At 43.0% G+C, this 16,339-nt stretch carries 14 protein-coding genes; 12 read left to right on the forward strand and 2 right to left on the reverse strand.

Annotated features, from left to right (window positions below; genetic code table 11):
* Positions 1 to 3: 3 nt before the first annotated feature.
* From BO18_RS13210 to nrdR, 3 genes are all read left to right on the forward strand, one after another.
* Positions 4 to 858 (forward strand): cell division protein FtsQ/DivIB, encoded by an 855-nt coding sequence (locus BO18_RS13210; protein ID WP_034446728.1) that lies wholly within the window; start codon positions 4 to 6, stop codon positions 856 to 858.
* A gap of 112 nt (positions 859 to 970) precedes the next feature.
* The gene (gene ftsZ, locus BO18_RS13215; RefSeq protein WP_034446730.1) at positions 971 to 2,233 is read left to right on the forward strand and encodes a cell division protein FtsZ; all 1,263 of its coding nucleotides are present in this window, start codon (positions 971 to 973) and stop codon (positions 2,231 to 2,233) included.
* A 187-nt stretch (positions 2,234 to 2,420) separates the two neighbouring features.
* Positions 2,421 to 2,933: a transcriptional regulator NrdR gene (gene nrdR, locus BO18_RS13220; RefSeq protein ID WP_022765473.1), complete on the forward strand. Its 513-nt coding sequence runs from the start codon at positions 2,421 to 2,423 to the stop codon at positions 2,931 to 2,933.
* A 69-nt stretch (positions 2,934 to 3,002) separates the two neighbouring features.
* On the opposite strand, the gene BO18_RS13225 is transcribed toward nrdR, so the two are convergent.
* Positions 3,003 to 3,647, reverse strand: coding sequence for a manganese efflux pump MntP (locus BO18_RS13225; RefSeq protein WP_034446731.1), 645 nt, complete (start codon positions 3,645 to 3,647; stop codon positions 3,003 to 3,005).
* Positions 3,648 to 3,668: 21 nt separating this feature from the next.
* The gene (locus BO18_RS13230) at positions 3,669 to 5,417 is read right to left on the reverse strand and encodes a GGDEF domain-containing protein (protein WP_034446732.1); all 1,749 of its coding nucleotides are present in this window, start codon (positions 5,415 to 5,417) and stop codon (positions 3,669 to 3,671) included.
* A gap of 91 nt (positions 5,418 to 5,508) precedes the next feature.
* Between BO18_RS13230 and BO18_RS13235 the strand changes: the two genes are divergently transcribed.
* From BO18_RS13235 to hflC, 9 genes are all read left to right on the forward strand, one after another.
* A complete protein-coding gene (locus BO18_RS13235) occupies positions 5,509 to 6,393 on the forward strand; it encodes a DegV family protein (protein WP_034446733.1) in 885 nt (294 codons plus the stop codon).
* A gap of 77 nt (positions 6,394 to 6,470) precedes the next feature.
* Positions 6,471 to 7,517: a phenylalanine--tRNA ligase subunit alpha gene (gene pheS / locus BO18_RS13240; protein WP_034446735.1), complete on the forward strand. Its 1,047-nt coding sequence runs from the start codon at positions 6,471 to 6,473 to the stop codon at positions 7,515 to 7,517.
* Positions 7,518 to 7,532: 15 nt separating this feature from the next.
* Positions 7,533 to 9,953 (forward strand): phenylalanine--tRNA ligase subunit beta, encoded by a 2,421-nt coding sequence (gene pheT, locus BO18_RS13245; protein WP_034446736.1) that lies wholly within the window; start codon positions 7,533 to 7,535, stop codon positions 9,951 to 9,953.
* Positions 9,954 to 10,054: 101 nt separating this feature from the next.
* Positions 10,055 to 11,554 (forward strand): aminopeptidase, encoded by a 1,500-nt coding sequence (locus BO18_RS13250; RefSeq protein ID WP_034446738.1) that lies wholly within the window; start codon positions 10,055 to 10,057, stop codon positions 11,552 to 11,554.
* A 21-nt stretch (positions 11,555 to 11,575) separates the two neighbouring features.
* Complete coding sequence (gene queA, locus BO18_RS13255; RefSeq protein WP_034446739.1) at positions 11,576 to 12,631, forward strand: tRNA preQ1(34) S-adenosylmethionine ribosyltransferase-isomerase QueA; 1,056 nt, start codon at positions 11,576 to 11,578, stop codon at positions 12,629 to 12,631.
* Positions 12,632 to 12,694: 63 nt separating this feature from the next.
* Complete coding sequence (locus BO18_RS13260; RefSeq protein ID WP_034446740.1) at positions 12,695 to 13,045, forward strand: PilZ domain-containing protein; 351 nt, start codon at positions 12,695 to 12,697, stop codon at positions 13,043 to 13,045.
* Between the two features lie 2 nt (positions 13,046 to 13,047).
* Positions 13,048 to 14,232: a nucleotide sugar dehydrogenase gene (locus BO18_RS13265; protein WP_034446742.1), complete on the forward strand. Its 1,185-nt coding sequence runs from the start codon at positions 13,048 to 13,050 to the stop codon at positions 14,230 to 14,232.
* A gap of 134 nt (positions 14,233 to 14,366) precedes the next feature.
* A complete protein-coding gene (hflK, locus tag BO18_RS13270; protein WP_034446744.1) occupies positions 14,367 to 15,332 on the forward strand; it encodes an FtsH protease activity modulator HflK in 966 nt (321 codons plus the stop codon).
* A 39-nt stretch (positions 15,333 to 15,371) separates the two neighbouring features.
* On the forward strand, positions 15,372 to 16,247 hold the full coding sequence (hflC, locus tag BO18_RS13275; RefSeq protein ID WP_034446745.1) for a protease modulator HflC: 876 nt from the start codon (positions 15,372 to 15,374) through the stop codon (positions 16,245 to 16,247).
* Positions 16,248 to 16,339 lie beyond the last annotated feature (92 nt).

A 16,339-nucleotide genomic window follows, 5' to 3' on the forward strand; every position in this document is an offset into this window, starting at 1 on the left:
GATATGGCAAAGAAGAGAAGAAAAGTTAAGAAGAGGCGCAGTGAATACAGGCCATCCCTAAGAGAGAGGATAGAAGATTTTCATCCTATAAGGAATTTCCACCCCGTTCGGGGGCTGGGAAGATCTCTTTTCCTCCATAAAAGCCTGTATATCATAGCCGGAGTACTACTTGTATTGTTACTGGCCGGAGGCCTTACCTTCAAATATATAAATGATAATTATACGGTAACCAATATATATGTAACGGGGAATACACACTATACCAATGATGAGATCATTGCTATGGTCATGGACGGAAAGCTCAGTCATAATTCCTTTTTCCTGTCCATGAAGTACAGGGACAAGAGTATTGAGAACATTCCCTTTATAGAGAAGATGGACGTGGATATTCTTTCAAAGGATACCATTAGGATAAACGTCTATGAGAAAGCTGTGGCAGGTTACATAGCCTACCTTGGAAGATATATGTACTTTGACAGGGATGGAATAGTGTGCGAAAGCTCGTTTGAGACCTCTGACAACGTACCTGAGGTTATGGGTCTTTCCTTTGACTATGTGATCATGCATGAGAAGCTTCCAATCCAGAACCAGAAGGTTTTTGAGGAGATCCTGGATATCACACAGCTTCTTTCAAAATACCAGCTTAGAGCTGACAGGATATTCTTTGACAGCGAGTACAACGTGTACCTGTATTTTGGCAACGTTGAGGTGAGTCTTGGCACTGAGGACTTCATTGACGAGAAAATCATACAACTTCAATATATTTTGCCAAAATTGGAAGGAAAAACTGGTATTTTGGAGATGAAAGATTTTGACGATAGTACAAAAAACATCACATTTGAAGAGAAAAATCAATAAATTGTCGTCAAAATAATGAAAATTTTCTAAAAAAAAAACTGGTTGATAATTAAGTAAAAAAATCGTATCATAGCTAATAGGAGTCTATGAGGTTTATGAAGGAGGAGTTGTTTTGCTGGAGATTAAGTCTAATGAGGCAGAAAACGCCTGCAAGATCATCGTCGTAGGGGTAGGCGGTGCAGGTAATAATGCCGTTAATAGAATGGTAGATGAGAATATTACCGGTGTAGAATTCATCGGTATTAATACAGATAAACAGGCACTGCAGTTATGTAAAGCACCAAAGCTTTTGCAGATCGGTGAGAAGCTTACAAAGGGCCTTGGAGCCGGTGCAAAGCCTGAGATTGGACAGAAAGCAGCAGAAGAGAGTGCAGAGGAGATATCTGCAGCCCTTAAGGGAGCAGATATGGTTTTCGTTACCTGTGGTATGGGTGGCGGAACCGGAACCGGTGCAGCTCCTGTTGTTGCCAAGCTTGCTAAGGAGATGGGTATCCTCACCGTTGGTGTAGTTACAAAGCCTTTCAGCTTTGAAGCTCGTGTTCGTATGCAGAATGCTTTGCTTGGTATTTCAAATATTAAGACAAATGTTGATACCCTTATCGTTATCCCTAACGATAAGCTTCTTCAGATAGTTGACAGACGTACTACAATGCCTGACGCACTCAAGAAGGCAGATGAAGTACTTCAGCAGGCTGTACAGGGAATCACTGATCTTATCAATGTTCCTGCAGTTATCAACCTTGACTTTGCTGATGTTTCAACTGTTATGAAGGAAAAAGGTATTGCTCATATCGGTATCGGTAGTGGAAAGGGCGATGACAAGGCAACAGACGCTGTTAAGATGGCTGTTGAGTCACCACTTCTTGAGACTAAGGTCAACGGAGCTACAGATGTTATCATCAACATCTCCGGTGATATCACTCTTACAGATGCTTCCGATGCATCAGAGTATGTTCGTCAGCTGGCAGGAGATGATGTAAATGTTATCTTCGGTGCAATGTATGACGAGAGCAAGACAGATACATGTACTGTAACAGTTATTGCTACAGGAATTGAGGATAAGTCAAATAACAACGCAGCAGTTGCACAGGCTAATGCACAGGCACAGGCTCAGGCAGCGCCTAAGGCTACGACCGTGGCAGAGACTGTAGTTACACCAGTTACACCTGTAACTCCTGTTCAGCCGGTTGTTACTCCTATCACTCCAATTCGTCCAATAACTCCAGTGGCTAAGGTTGATGGCGAGGCAGCTGCAGCACCTGCTCCTGCAACATCATCTGCAACAAGACCACTTACGCTTAACAGACCTTCAGAGATCAAGAGTACTGTAGAGCCTAAGTCTCTCAAGATTCCTGATTTTCTTCAGAGAAAGTAATGTAACGGACTAAATGCCCTCCGCTTTTTGCGGAGGGTTTTTTTATGTAAAAGCGCTTAAAAATAGCAGAAAAAAACTGTAATTAGTGTGGAAAAATGCGAAAATCAATGATACAATAATTTGTAGAGTGAAAACTTAGCCACACAACATACTGTGGACGAATTACACAATAATCTGGAGGAAAACTATGAAATGCCCATTTTGCGGTAAAGATGACACTAGAGTTATTGATTCAAGGCCTGCTGACGAGAATACTTCCATCAGGCGCAGAAGAGTATGTGATTCATGTGGCAAGAGGTTTACAACCTATGAGAAGGTTGAGACCATTCCTCTTATTGTAATCAAGAAGGGCGATGTGAGAGAGCCTTATGACCGTGCAAAGATTGAGGCAGGTGTATTCAGAGCGTGCCATAAGAGACCTGTAAGTGCTGAGCAGATCACCAAGATTGTTGATGCTGTTGAGACTGAAGTATTCAATATGGAGCAGAAGGAGATCCCCAGCCGTGCTATCGGTGAGATTGTAATGGACAAGATGAAGAATCTGGATCCTGTTGCATATGTAAGATTTGCTTCTGTTTACAGAGAGTTCAAGGATGTAAATACCTTCATGGATGAGCTGAAGACAGTTCTTAAGAAGGAAGCAGAGGGCACCATTACAGATACAACAGATAAGAACACACCACTTCTTAAGGACCATTGATCTGATTAGAGCAAATAATAAGCGCTGGCATGAATTATCATGTCAGCGCATTTTCTTTTTGTGAGGGACTCAGATTCCAAGCATTCCCTTTATGAAGATCTCAATTCCTATTCCGATAAGGATCAGTCCACCAACAATCTTGGCATTTCCTGCTAGCTTTGTTCCAAACTTTACTCCCAGCTTAAGACCTACAAAGCAGATAATATATGTGGTAACACCGATGATAAGTCCTGAAACAAGAGTCATTGCCAGGTTGTAGTCTGAAATGGTGAAACCAACTGAAAGAGCATCGATTGATGTGGCAATTCCCTGTACCATAAGAACCTTTGTTGTAAGTTCTCCTGCCTTAACATCCTCTTTAATGTCACATTCCTTGTTGGAACAGTTGTCGCAGTCCATTCCGTTTTTGCATTTTCTGGACTTGATTCCCTCTATAAGCATCTTACCGCCGATAAAGGCCAGTAATATAAGAGCAATCCAGGGTATAAATTTCTGGAATCCTGTAAAAAAGGTTACTGCTTCGTGAACCAAAAGCCACCCAATTACTGGCATTGCAAACTGGAAGAGAGCATAGATACCGGCAATTTCCAGCATTCTGCCTTTTTTCATGTGTGGCTCTGCAAATCCGTTTGCCAAAGATACGGAAAATGCATCCATAGCCAGACCAACACCCAGCATAACGCTGTTGGTGATCAGCCAAAAATAAAAATTCATTATATATTTCCTGCCTTTTTATTAGGGCTCTTTTAACGAGAATCTGGATATCAGATCTGATAGAGCCCTGTAATACATAAAGTGCGATTCGTTCCACTGAACAGCCTTGCCAAGACTTGAAACGATTATAAAGCACTCGTTGTTATCCTTGTCGTAAAATCGCATAAGTATGTAGGATAAAACACCGATTTCCTTGAGGAAAGCTTTTATACTGCCTGCCTGTGGCGGGAGAGTATCAAGCTTGTTGACTACCACAAAATCTCTGCCAGCAAGATACTTTTCCTTGGTATCAGAGTTTAGAACTCCCAGGAGAACGTCAGGTGATCTGAAGCCGGTATTTCCATTCAATCCTGTTGCGTACCTGAGCTTAAATGGGGTGCCAACAATCAGGCACATCCTCTGAAGCTTGAAAGTCTGAGCAAATTCATCTAACAAAGCCTCCGGTGTTGTTCCTTTTCCGTGAAGGGCAACTTCATACATTTTAACTATTATATCGCCATATGACAAGTCCCCACGGTCGTTGAACAGCTTTTTGGTCATTTCCTGCTGCTTTATATCTTCCAGGCTTCCGTGTTTCTCACTGTCATAGATAATGTAGCGGTTTCGACCCTTTTCTTTTGCTATATAAAGGCATTGGTCTGCCAAAAGGAATACATCCTCATAATTGTCTGCGTCTCTGGAAAAAGAAGCAGATCCTATTGAAACAGATATTGGATTATTGTCAGGAAGTTCCCTGTCTATAAATGCAGCTCTTACTTTGTCCCTTATGGCTCTGAAGATTACCCTGAGCTGCTGTTCTTCAGTAATGTTGTAAAAGACGATGAGAAATTCATCTCCGCCAAATCGCCCTGTAACGCCTTTTGCGCCTACTTCAAAAGAGATAATGTCTGCTATCTGCTTAATGACTGTATCTCCAAACTGATGGCCAAAGGAGTCGTTTACATTCTTGAAGAAATCTATATCTATGATTCCAAGAGTGGTGCCTTCGAGGCGACGCTCGTTGATCCTCTCCTGGGCAATGCGCATGATATCGGCCTTTTCCAAAAGACCTGTAAGACTGTCTCTTTTAAGGCTTGAGACCTGAGGACCACCGGTTCTGTGCTCCAGGTGCATGTGTCCCACTACATGTTCCTTCTGGCTGGAGTAGTTGACATACTTGGCTTCCAGAATTGTGGTCTGGACACTTGGGTCGTCGTTGATAAGGTTGGCCTCGATATGAGTAGTAGCACGACCGGCCTTAGCCTTAACCTGGCCTATAAAAGCTTTTATACGATCCTGCTTACTTTGGCTTACTTTTTTGCATAGCATGTTTTCTATGTCATCGATGGAGTAGAGCCCTGCATCGAATTCAGCAGCCTGCGTATTGGCAAGTATGACATTTTGGGCTTCCGGATCATAATCGAAATAAACGTCATCGTAGAGCTCTAACTGGGACTTGAAGGCGGTGACGGTATCTGTCAGATAGTTGTTATTGTCAATGAGCTCATTTATTCCTGCAAGGACCACGTGGAGGGTATTAGTCTTTTCTTTAAAGGATACCTTAAGACAATACAGCTGAACTCCGTTGTTGGTTTTGATTCCGGCTGCAAACCACTTGTTGTCAGCCAGAGAAAGGCCCTTTAGATACAGGTCTTTATAGGCTTCGTCTATATAATCATCAAAGGATCCATTCACTCCGCTCATCAGAGCATCATATAGTCCCTCATCAGCAGAGAGGATTACATGGTCCTTTTCGGATAATTCCATTTCAAAGAAGTTGAAAATATTCATGTCAAATGTTATCCTTTCTGAGAATTATTATATAAAAAAATGAGAAATAATGGTATCATAGACGTGATGTTTTTTGCGGAGGAAAGAAATAATGGATTACATTTTAAGCTGCTGCTCAACTGCTGACCTTTCAGCGGAGCATTTTAAGGAAAGAAATATCGATTATATCTGTTTCCATTTTGAAGTGGATGGAAAAGACTATCCGGATGATCTGGGAGTTTCATATCCTTTTAAGAGCTTTTATGATGATATGGCAAAGGGAGCCATGACAAAGACTTCTCAGGTAAGCGTTGGTGAATACCTTGAATACTTTGAGGGCTTTTTGAAGCAAGGAAAAGACATACTCCACCTTACACTTAGCTCAGGAATATCAGGAACACTGAATTCAGCTACTATTGCAAGAGACCAGCTCAGGGATAAGTATCCTGAAAGAAAGCTTTATGTTGTTGATTCCCTGGCAGCTTCTGCAGGATTCGGACTTTTGATGAATAAGCTTGCAGACCTTCGCGATGAGGGAATGGGCATTGATGACCTTTATGAGTGGGTTATCGAGCACAGACTTGAGTGCCAGCATTGGTTCTTTGTTTCAGACCTTACATATCTTGTAAGGGGTGGCCGTGTATCAAAGGCAGCCGGAATCATAGGCGGAGCCCTTAAGATCTGTCCTCTTCTTAATGTTGATTTTCAGGGAAGACTTATTGTACGTGCTAAGCATCGTGGAATAAACGCAGTTATGAAGGCTCAGGTTGCCAAGATGGAAGAGCTTGCAGTTGGTGGTACAGACTACGATGGTGACTGCTACATCTCCAATTCAGACTGCTATGAGGAGGCAAGAGCCGTGGCAGACCTCATTGAGGAGAAATTCCCCAAGCTTAAAGGTAAGGTTAAGATCTACAGCATTGGAACTACAATTGGTAGTCATACAGGTCCTGGAACAGTTGCACTGTTCTTCTGGGGATCAAAGAGAATTGATTGATAATTATTCGTCCTTTGTATGGCCCTGCTGTACAAGGGACTATCTTTGTGTAGAGTGAGTATCATTAGGAGGAAAAAATGGAAAACAGCGCATTACGTCAGCAAATTGAAGCAATTCGTGCAGAGATCAAGGCAAATTCCGAGAAGCTTGATAGCTCAAAGCTTGTTTATGAGATGAGAAAGAGCTTTTTGGACAATAAGAGTGGAAAGATCAGTGCTCTTATGAAGGAGATGAAGAACATCGCCGCTGAGGATCGTGCCGAGTATGGTAAGAATGTAAATGAACTTAAGCAGTGGGCTCTTGAGCATTTTGAAGAACTTGACAGAAAGATGAAGGAAAAAGAGCTTAAGGCAAGATATGAGAAAGAGAAGCAGGATGTTACAATGCCTGCCAAGATGCGTTATCAGGGCAATCTTCATCCTGTAACACAGATGAGAGAGACTCTTATAGATATTTTTGCCGGAATGGGCTTTGAGATTTATGAAGGCACTGAGATTGAGAATGACTACTACAATTTCACTGCCCTTAATACTCCTGCAGATCACCCTGCAAGAGATATGCAGGACACATTCTACTTAAGTCCTGAGTTTCTTTTGAGAACACAGACCTCTTCAGGTCAGATCCACGTTATGGAGAACAAGAAGCCTCCGATCAAGATCCTTTCACCCGGAAAGGTTTTCCGTTCAGATGATGATGCAACTCATTCACCTATGTTCTCACAGATGGAAGGCCTTGTAGTTGACAAGAAGGTTACACTTTGTGACCTTAAGGGAGCTTTGGAGACCTTTGCACAGAAGATCTTCGGTGAAGGAACAACAACAAGACTTCGTCCTTCATATTTCCCATTCACAGAGCCTTCAGTAGAGGTTGACTGCAGCTGTTTTGCCTGTGGAGGAAAGGGATGTAACCTCTGCAAGGGTACAGGCTGGATCGAGGTTCTCGGAGCCGGAGTCGTTAATAAGAAGGTTTTGGAGAACTGCGGAATCGACTCAGAAGAATACAGCGGATTTGCCTTTGGTATCGGTATCGAGCGTGCAACAATGCTTAAGTACGGTATAAACAATATCAAGCTTCTTTATGAGTCAGACCTTGATGTTCTTAAGCAGATCGATCACTACGAATAATGGGAGGATATAGAAATGTTAGTACCTTTAAGTTGGCTTAAAGATTTTGTAGATATAGATTTAGAACCAAAGGAACTTGAGAAAAAGCTTTTCGACTGTGGCTTTGAAGTTGAAGAGTGCTGGGAAGTAGGAAAAGACATATCTAAGGTTGTAGTTGGACAGGTAGAGACCTGTGAGGCTATTCCTGATACCCACCTTCATGTATGCACAGTAAATGCCGGTGAGCACGGTACTTTCCAGGTTTGCTGCGGTGCGGACAATGTTCAGGCAGGTGGTAAGTATCCTCTTGCCCTTGTTGGTGCAACAGTTATTGAGACTGAGAGAGACCATGTAACAGTTATTGGTGTTGCAACCATCAAGAAGGGTAAGCTTCGTGGCTATGATTCAGAGGGTATGCTCTGCTCAGGCGTTGAGCTTGGCGTAAACGAGGATATGTACCCAGGCGCAGGTTACAACGGACTTTTAGTATTCCCTGAGGATACAGAGGTTGGTATTGATGTTAAGCCACTTCTTGGCCTTGATGACTGGATCTTTGATGTATCCATCACAGCAAACAGACCTGACTGTCAGAGCATCTACGGCCTTGCAAGAGAAGTAGCTGCTGCTTTAGATAAGCCATTAAAAGAGATTGATCTTAGCTACACAGAGACTGATGTTGAGAACGAAGGCTTTAGCGTAACAGTTGAAGACCCTGATCTTTGCCCAAGATACATCGGACATTACGTATATGATGTTAAGCTCGCTGAGAGTCCTCTCTGGATGAAGAGAAGACTTGCCATGGTTGGCAACAACGCCATCAACAACATCGTTGATATCACAAACTATATTATGAGAGAGCTAGGCCAGCCAATGCATGCTTTCGACGGAAACTTCCTTGAAGGCAACAAGATCGTTGTAAGACGCGCAAAGGCAGGGGAAAAGATTGTTACTCTCGATGAGAATGAATTCGAGCTTACAAATGATAACCTTGTTATCTGCGATGGTGCTAAGCCTGTAGCCTTAGCTGGTATCATGGGCGGCCTTAACTCAGAAATCCGTGATACAACAACTACAGTAACTTTCGAGGCTGCTAAGTTCATGCGTGACAACATCCGTAAGAGCTCAAGAGCGCTGGGACAGTCTTCTGACTCATCAGCAGCTTTTTCAAAGGGCGTTTACGAATATACTACAGTTATCGCCATGAAGAGAGCACTTCACCTTATCGAACAGCTTGGTGCAGGAAAAGTATCCAAGACTCACGTGGACGTTAACACCGGAAACAGTCTTGAAAAGAAGGAAATGAAGGCTTCAATCAAGAAGGTAAATGGTGTTCTTGGTATTGAAGTTCCTGAAAATGAGATAAAGAGAATTCTTACAAACCTTAACTTTGAGCCAGTAATAAACGGCGATGAGCTTACTATCAAGATTCCTGCATATCGTGTAGATATGGAAGATTATCCTGATATCGCAGAAGAGCTTATCCGTATGTATGGCTATGACCATGTTGAGGCTACATTCCTTAAGGACTGCAATGTTACTGTTGGTGGAAGAAACCTTAAGCAGAAGACAGAACTCAGGATAAAGAGAGCTCTTTGCGCTCAGGGTGCTTACGAGTGTATGCATTACTCATTCTTCTCACCTTCAGATCTTGATCTCCTTGGATTTGCCGAGGATGCTGATGAGAGAAAGGCTATTAAGATCCTCAATCCTATAAATGAAGACCTTTCTATCATGAGAACTACTCTGGCTGCACAGATGATCCACGCTATTGCCAGAAACCAGAAGAAGGGCACTTTAGAGGGAAGACTATTCGAACTTGGTAACAGATTCGTTCCAAAGTCTCTGCCACTTACAGAATATCCTGATGAGAAGGCTACTCTTTGCATTGGTGTCTTTGGCGAAGATGAAGATATCTTCACATTAAAGGGACTTGCAGAGAATGTTGCTGCTGCTCTTCATATCAGCTTTAAGTATGAGACTGCTACAAAGACTTTCCTCCATCCATACAGAACAGCTAAGGTTCTTTGCGAAGGCGAAGAGGTTGGATATCTTGGACAGATCACCTATGAGATCCAGGATGAGACTGATATGAGAATTCCTGCTTATATCTGTGAGCTTGATCTTTCCGTACTTGAGAAGTGGTATGGCAAGACTCCTACATTTGAGCCTCTTTCAAAGTTCGCTACGGTTAAGCGTGACCTGGCTCTTATCATGGACAAGACAGTTACCTGCGGAGAGGTAGAGGATGCAATCTATGGCTCCTGCAAGTATGTGACAGATGTTAAGCTCTTTGACGTATATGAAGGACTTCCAATTCCTCCAACAAAGAAGAGTATGGCGTTTACTATCACATTCACACCAAAGGATGAGGAACTCACTGACGATGCTATAAGCGGATACGTAGATAAGATGCTCAGAAAGCTCTCCTTCACCATGGGAATTGAACTTAGATCCTAAACGTTGTAAAATTTCATTGTTAAAAGAAGAGAATAATCTCTGTATTATATGAGGATGATGTTAATACGTCATCCTCAATCTTTTGAAAGGAGAAAAAATAAATGAACAGAAAGAACGCATGGACAACATACTCTGCTACACAGCTTAAGGCAGTAGAGAAATTTGCTGACAACTACAAGGTTTTCCTTGATAACTCCAAGACTGAGAGAGAGGCCATCGATACAATCGTTAACGAGATCGAGGCTGCAGGTTACAGAGAGCTGAACACTCTCATTGGTGGCAAGACAAAGCTTAAGAAGGGCGACAAGGTTTACTCCGTATGGATGAACAAGTCAATCGCAATGTTCCAGATTGGCTCAGATCCCCTTGAGGCAGGAATGAATATCCTTGGAGCACACATCGATTCTCCAAGACTTGATGTTAAGCAGAACCCTCTTTATGAGGATGGCGGCTTTGCTTATCTTGATACCCACTACTACGGTGGTATCAAGAAGTATCAGTACGTTGCAATCCCTCTTGCAATCCACGGCGTTGTTGTTAAGAAGGACGGCACAACAGTACAGCTCAATGTAGGTGAGGACGAGGATGATCCTGTATTCTTCGTATCAGATCTTCTTATTCACCTTGCTCAGGAGCAGATGGAGAAGAAAGCTTCCAAGGTTATCGAGGGTGAGGCTCTTGACCTCATCATTGGAAACAGACCTTTTGTCATTGAGAGCGAGGAGAAGGAAAAGGCAGCTAAGAAGAACAGTAAGCTTTCAGCAGGTGAGCAGTATGCCATTGACGCTGAGAAGGCTGAAAAAGCTGAGAGCGGAAAGGTATCAGGAGCTGTAAGACGTGGTATCCTTGCTATCCTTAATGATCTCTATGGCTTTGAGGAGGATGACTTCATTTCAGCTGAGCTTGAGATTGTTCCTGCAGGAAAGGCAAGAGATGCAGGCTTTGACAGATCAATGATCCTTGGCTATGGCCATGATGACAGGGTTTGCGCTTATCCTTCCATGAAGGCTATTCTTGATGTTAAGAGCGTAAAGAGAACAGCTTGCTGCATCCTTGTTGATAAGGAGGAGATTGGCAGCGTAGGCGCTACAGGTATGAGATCAAAGTTCTTTGAGAACGCTGTAGCAGAGCTTATGAACCTTACAAAGGAAGGCTACAATGACCTTTCTCTCAGAAGATGCCTGGCAAATTCCTGCATGCTTTCTTCTGACGTTAATGCCGGCTTTGATCCAAGCTATGCTTCATGCTTCGAGAAGAAGAACGCTTCTTTCCTTGGCCAGGGTCTTGTATTCAGCAAGTTCACAGGTTCAAGAGGAAAGTCCGGCTCAAATGATGCAAACGCTGAGTTCATTGCAGAGATCAGAAAGGCCTATGACAAGGATGGCATCGTTTACCAGACAGCAGAGCTTGGTAAGGTAGATGTTGGCGGCGGCGGAACCATCGCATACATCCTGGCACTTTACGGAATGAATGTTATTGATGCAGGTGTTGCAGTCCTTAATATGCATGCGCCATGGGAAGCTATCAGCAAGGCTGATCTTTTCGAGGCTTACAGAGGATATGTTTCATTCCTTCAGAACATTGATTTCAGAAATGAGTAATTTGATTTAGAAAGAGCAGTAATGAGTGATAATAGAGAAATAGGTCTTTCTACAGCGGATTATTACTTTGATCTTCCACAGGAGCTGATAGCTCAGGATCCTATGGAGAAAAGAGATGAGTGCAGACTGTTAGTTGTAGATAAAAAGACCGGTGAGACAAGTCACCACATTTTTAGTGAAATATTTAATTATTTAGAGCCAGGCGATTGCCTGGTTCTTAATAATACCAAGGTTATTCCTGCAAGGCTTCTTGGTGAGAAGGAGGGAACAGGTGCAGCTGTGGAGATACTTCTTTTAAAGAGAAAAGAAGCTGATCTGTGGGAGTGCCTTGTAAAGCCCGGAAAAAAGCTTCGTCCAGGAGCAAGAGTCAGCTTTGGAGGAGGAATCCTTACAGCTGAGATTATGGACATTGTGGAAGATGGTAACAGGCTGGTAAAGTTCTTTTACGAAGGAATATGGGAAGAGGTTCTGGACAGGCTTGGAGAGATGCCACTTCCTCCATACATTACTCATAAGCTCCAGGACAAGAACATGTATCAGACTGTCTACGCCAAGTACGAGGGTTCAGCTGCTGCACCTACAGCAGGACTTCACTTTACCAATGAACTTCTCAAGAAGATAGAGGAAAAGGGCGTAGATCTTGCCTATGTTACTCTTCATGTTGGCCTTGGTACCTTCAGACCCGTTAAGGTTACCAACGTGAAGGAACACCACATGCATTCAGAGTGGTACCAGGTTACCCAGGAGGCTGCGGATAAGATCAATAAGGCTAAGGAGTCAGGACACAGGGTTATCTGCGTTGGAACCACCAGTTGCAGGACTATAGAAAGTGCTGCTGATGAGAACGGACATATGAGTGAATGCAGCGATGATACGTCCATATTCATCTATCCTGGCTATAAGTTTAAGGTGACAGACTGCCTGATCACTAATTTCCACCTTCCTGAATCAACGCTGGTTATGCTTGTTTCAGCCCTGGCTGGAAGAGAGCATGTTTTAAGTGCCTATGAAGAGGCTATAAAGGAGAGGTATAGGTTCTTTTCCTTTGGAGATGCGTGTTTCTTCTACGACAGGTAAAGGAAAAGTATGATATACTTAATCTTGAAGTGTTTCATAAAAGTATAAACATGGGGGTACATTATGGAAGACAAGAGAAAACACAAGAGACTTGGACTTACTGGCGAGATTTTGATCAAGCATCTGGGCGGCAATGAGGGCCCTGTGAATGCAACCATCGAGATCACAGACTGTTCTAGTGACGGAATTGGCTTTTCCACAGATGCTCAGCTTGTGGTCGGGAACAACTATGAAGCAAATCTGACACTTTGGACCAAGGAGGTTCTCCACGTTTTCATTCAGATTGTCAGAGCAGTCCAGACAGAGACAGGATTCCATTATGGCGGAATCTTTATTGGAATGCCTGATTCTGAAAAGATGAGGATCGAGGTTTATGAGACCGTAGAAGATCAGCTTAAGGAGCAGAACAACTAATCATGAAGATAGCAGTAGTAGGAACCGGATACGTTGGGCTTTCCAATTCGGTTCTTTTATCACAGTATAACGATGTAAAGGCAGTAGATGTCATCCCTGAAAAGGTTGACATGATCAATAACAGGAAATCTCCAATAGTCGATAAGGAGATTGAAGAGTATCTTTCTACAAAGGACCTTCGACTTGAGGCTACCACAGACGCATCCTATGCATATGCAGATGCTGATTTTGTCATCGTCTCTACACCTACAAACTACGACGAGAAGCTTAATTACTTTGATACTTCCTCTGTTGTAAGCGTTGTAGATCAGGTAAGAAAAGAGAATCCTGATGCCTTTATCGTGATCAAGTCAACCATTCCTGTAGGTTATACAGAGGAGCTTTGGGAGACTTATCACACAGACCATATCATGTTTTCTCCAGAGTTTTTGAGGGAGGGACATGCTCTTTACGATAACCTTTATCCTTCAAGGATAATTGTTGGATATGACACAGAGAGCGAAGAGGCTGAGGAGAAGGCTCATTTGTTTGCAGATCTGCTTAAGCAGGGAGCAAAAAAGGAGAAGATTGACGTTCTGTTCATGAACTCTACAGAGGCTGAGTCTGTTAAGCTCTTTGCCAATACTTTCCTTGCTCTTAGAGTATCTTTCTTTAACGAGCTTGATACCTATGCAGAAGTCAGAGGACTTAACACCAGAAATATCATCGAGGGTGTGTGCCTTGATCCAAGAGTTGGTAATTTCTATAACAATCCATCCTTTGGATACGGCGGCTACTGCCTTCCTAAGGATACGAAGCAGCTTTTGGCAAACTACGAGGATGTTCCCAACAACCTGATCACAGCCATTGTTGAAGCTAACAGGACCAGAAAGGACTTCATTGCTGACAGAGTATGGGCCCTTCATCCCAAGAAGGTTGGAGTTTACAGACTTACCATGAAGGCGGGCTCTGATAACTTCAGACAGTCAGCTATTCAGGGAATCATGAAGAGGATCAAGTCCAGGGGAATCGAGTGTGTGGTTTACGAGCCAACATTAAAGGACGACAACTTCTTTAATTCTCCTGTGGAGAGAGACCTTGCTAAGTTTAAAGAAGAGTGCGATTTCATTATTGCTAACAGACTGACAGAGGAACTCTCTGACGTGGTTGATAAGGTTTATACCAGAGATTTGTTTGGAAACGAGTAAAATGCAGGCTTTTAGGGATTGCTTTTGCGGCAATCCCCTTTTTTATGGGAATACAGAGCTATATTTCGCCGTTTTGTCTGTTGTGGGCGATATTTTGGGATGGTATAGTCTTTAATATACAGGAGGGAAGTGTTATGAAACAAAAAAAGCAATTTGACGCAGCAAAATTTGGAAGGACATCGCTTTTTATCGTGATAGGGTTATTCATCTTATCCGTAGTATTCGGTTCCTTCTACAACGTAAGTGAGCAGGAGCAGGCAGTTGTAACCCAGTTCGGAAAAGTTGTGGCAACCAATTCTGCGGGATTATATTTCAAGATCCCATTTATCCAGAGAGTTCACAAGGTTGATATGACAACCCACGGCATTGGAATCGGTTATGTTCTCGATGGAAACGGTCAGAATATTACAGTGGATGATGAGGGAATAATGATCACCTCTGATTTCAACTTTGTAGACATTGATTTCTATCTTGAATACAAGGTAAGTGATCCGGTGGCGTACATCTACAACACGGATTCACCCGAAGTTATCATGAAGAACATAGCCCTGGCAAGCATCCGTTCAACAGTAATTGACTATCCGGTTGACGAGGTCATCACAACAGCCAAGGGTCAGATACAGGCTGAGGCAAAAGAGAGACTGGCTACAGCCCTTCAGGATGAGAACGTTGGACTTACAGTAGTTAATCTTTCCGTTCAGGATGCTGAGCCACCAACAGATGATATCAAGCAGGCTTTCAAGGCTGTTGAGACAGCTAAGCAGGGAAAAGAAACAGCTGTAAACAATGCAAAGAAGTACCAGAGCGAGCAGGTTCCGGCTGCTGAAGCTGAGGCTGACAGGATCGTTCAGAACGCTGAAGCTCAGAAGGCTGCCAGGATCGCAGAAGCTGAAGGTGAGACAGCAAAGTTTAACAGCATCTTTGAAGAATACAGCAAATACCCTCTCATAACAAAGCAGAGAATGTTCTACGAGGCAATGGAGAATGTACTTCCTGATGCCAAGGTTATCATCACAGATGGTAATACACAGCAGATGCTTCCACTGGAGAGCTTCTCCACAGGAGTAGCCGGTGGTGAAAGTACTACTGAGGGCAACTAAGTAGACATAGTAACTATAGAATAAGTTGAGGGAAAAAATATGAAGAAGAAAATCACAGGGACTTTAATAGTCATAATAATAGTAGTTGCAGCAATAATCCTTGGAAATTCCTTATATACAGTTCACCAGAAGGAATACGTTGCTGTAAGACAGTTTGGTAAGATCGTAAAGGTTGAGTCAGATCCCGGCCTTAAGATGATCACACCATTCGTACAGAGCACACAGCGCATCAGCGCTGCAACAAAGATCTATGACATTCCGGCATCTGATGTTATCACAAAGGACAAAAAGTCCATGATCACAGATACTTATGTTCTTTGGAAGGTCGTTGATCCTGTAAAATACATCCAGTCACTTAATGCACTTGATGCAAGAGCACAGGAGAGGATCGAGGCTGCAGTTTACAACGCAACCAAGACAGCAATTTCTTCCATGACACAGGACGAAGTCATCGATTCAAGAGGTGAGGTTCTTACAAAGCTCATCACAACAGATGCTAACTCAGATATGGGTGGATATGGAATAGAGATCGTTACAGCTGAGATCAAGGCCCTTGACCTTCCTGATGACAACAGAACAGCAGTATATGAGAGAATGATCTCAGAGCGAAACAACATTGCTGCTTCCTATGAAGCTGAAGGTAATGCTGAGGCTCAGAAGATCAAGAACGAAACAGACAAGAAGGTTGCCATCCTCAAGGCAGATGCTGAAAAGACAGCAGCTAAGCTTGCCGGTGAAGGTGAGGCTGAGTACATGAAAACTTTGTCAGAGGCCTATAACACCCCTGAGAAGTCAGAGTTCTACAACTTTATGAGATCACTTGATGCATTTGAGGAGTCTCTTGGAAAGGGTGAAAAGACAATCATCCTTGATAAGAATTCAGAGCTTGCTAAGATGTTCTACAATAACTACTAAAAAAGATACAGGTCCGGGAACCCCACGTGTTCCCAGACCTGTTTTATATGTGCGCCTAGCGGCGCACGTTTCTAACGGGTTAAAGTCCCGAA

Source organism: Butyrivibrio sp. AE2032, from assembly GCF_000702965.1.

Coding starts and splice junctions, on each gene's coding strand:
- BO18_RS13265 (WP_034446742.1), top strand. CDS start 13,048: ATGAAGATAGCAGTAGTAGGAACCGGATACGTTGGGCTTTCCAATTCG.
- BO18_RS13260 (WP_034446740.1), top strand. CDS start 12,695: ATGGAAGACAAGAGAAAACACAAGAGACTTGGACTTACTGGCGAGATT.
- BO18_RS13250 (WP_034446738.1), top strand. CDS start 10,055: ATGAACAGAAAGAACGCATGGACAACATACTCTGCTACACAGCTTAAG.
- hflC (WP_034446745.1), top strand. CDS start 15,372: ATGAAGAAGAAAATCACAGGGACTTTAATAGTCATAATAATAGTAGTT.
- hflK (WP_034446744.1), top strand. CDS start 14,367: ATGAAACAAAAAAAGCAATTTGACGCAGCAAAATTTGGAAGGACATCG.
- nrdR (WP_022765473.1), top strand. CDS start 2,421: ATGAAATGCCCATTTTGCGGTAAAGATGACACTAGAGTTATTGATTCA.
- BO18_RS13235 (WP_034446733.1), top strand. CDS start 5,509: ATGGATTACATTTTAAGCTGCTGCTCAACTGCTGACCTTTCAGCGGAG.
- pheS (WP_034446735.1), top strand. CDS start 6,471: ATGGAAAACAGCGCATTACGTCAGCAAATTGAAGCAATTCGTGCAGAG.
- pheT (WP_034446736.1), top strand. CDS start 7,533: ATGTTAGTACCTTTAAGTTGGCTTAAAGATTTTGTAGATATAGATTTA.
- BO18_RS13225 (WP_034446731.1), bottom strand. CDS start 3,647: ATGAATTTTTATTTTTGGCTGATCACCAACAGCGTTATGCTGGGTGTT.
- queA (WP_034446739.1), top strand. CDS start 11,576: ATGAGTGATAATAGAGAAATAGGTCTTTCTACAGCGGATTATTACTTT.
- BO18_RS13230 (WP_034446732.1), bottom strand. CDS start 5,417: ATGAATATTTTCAACTTCTTTGAAATGGAATTATCCGAAAAGGACCAT.
- BO18_RS13210 (WP_034446728.1), top strand. CDS start 4: ATGGCAAAGAAGAGAAGAAAAGTTAAGAAGAGGCGCAGTGAATACAGG.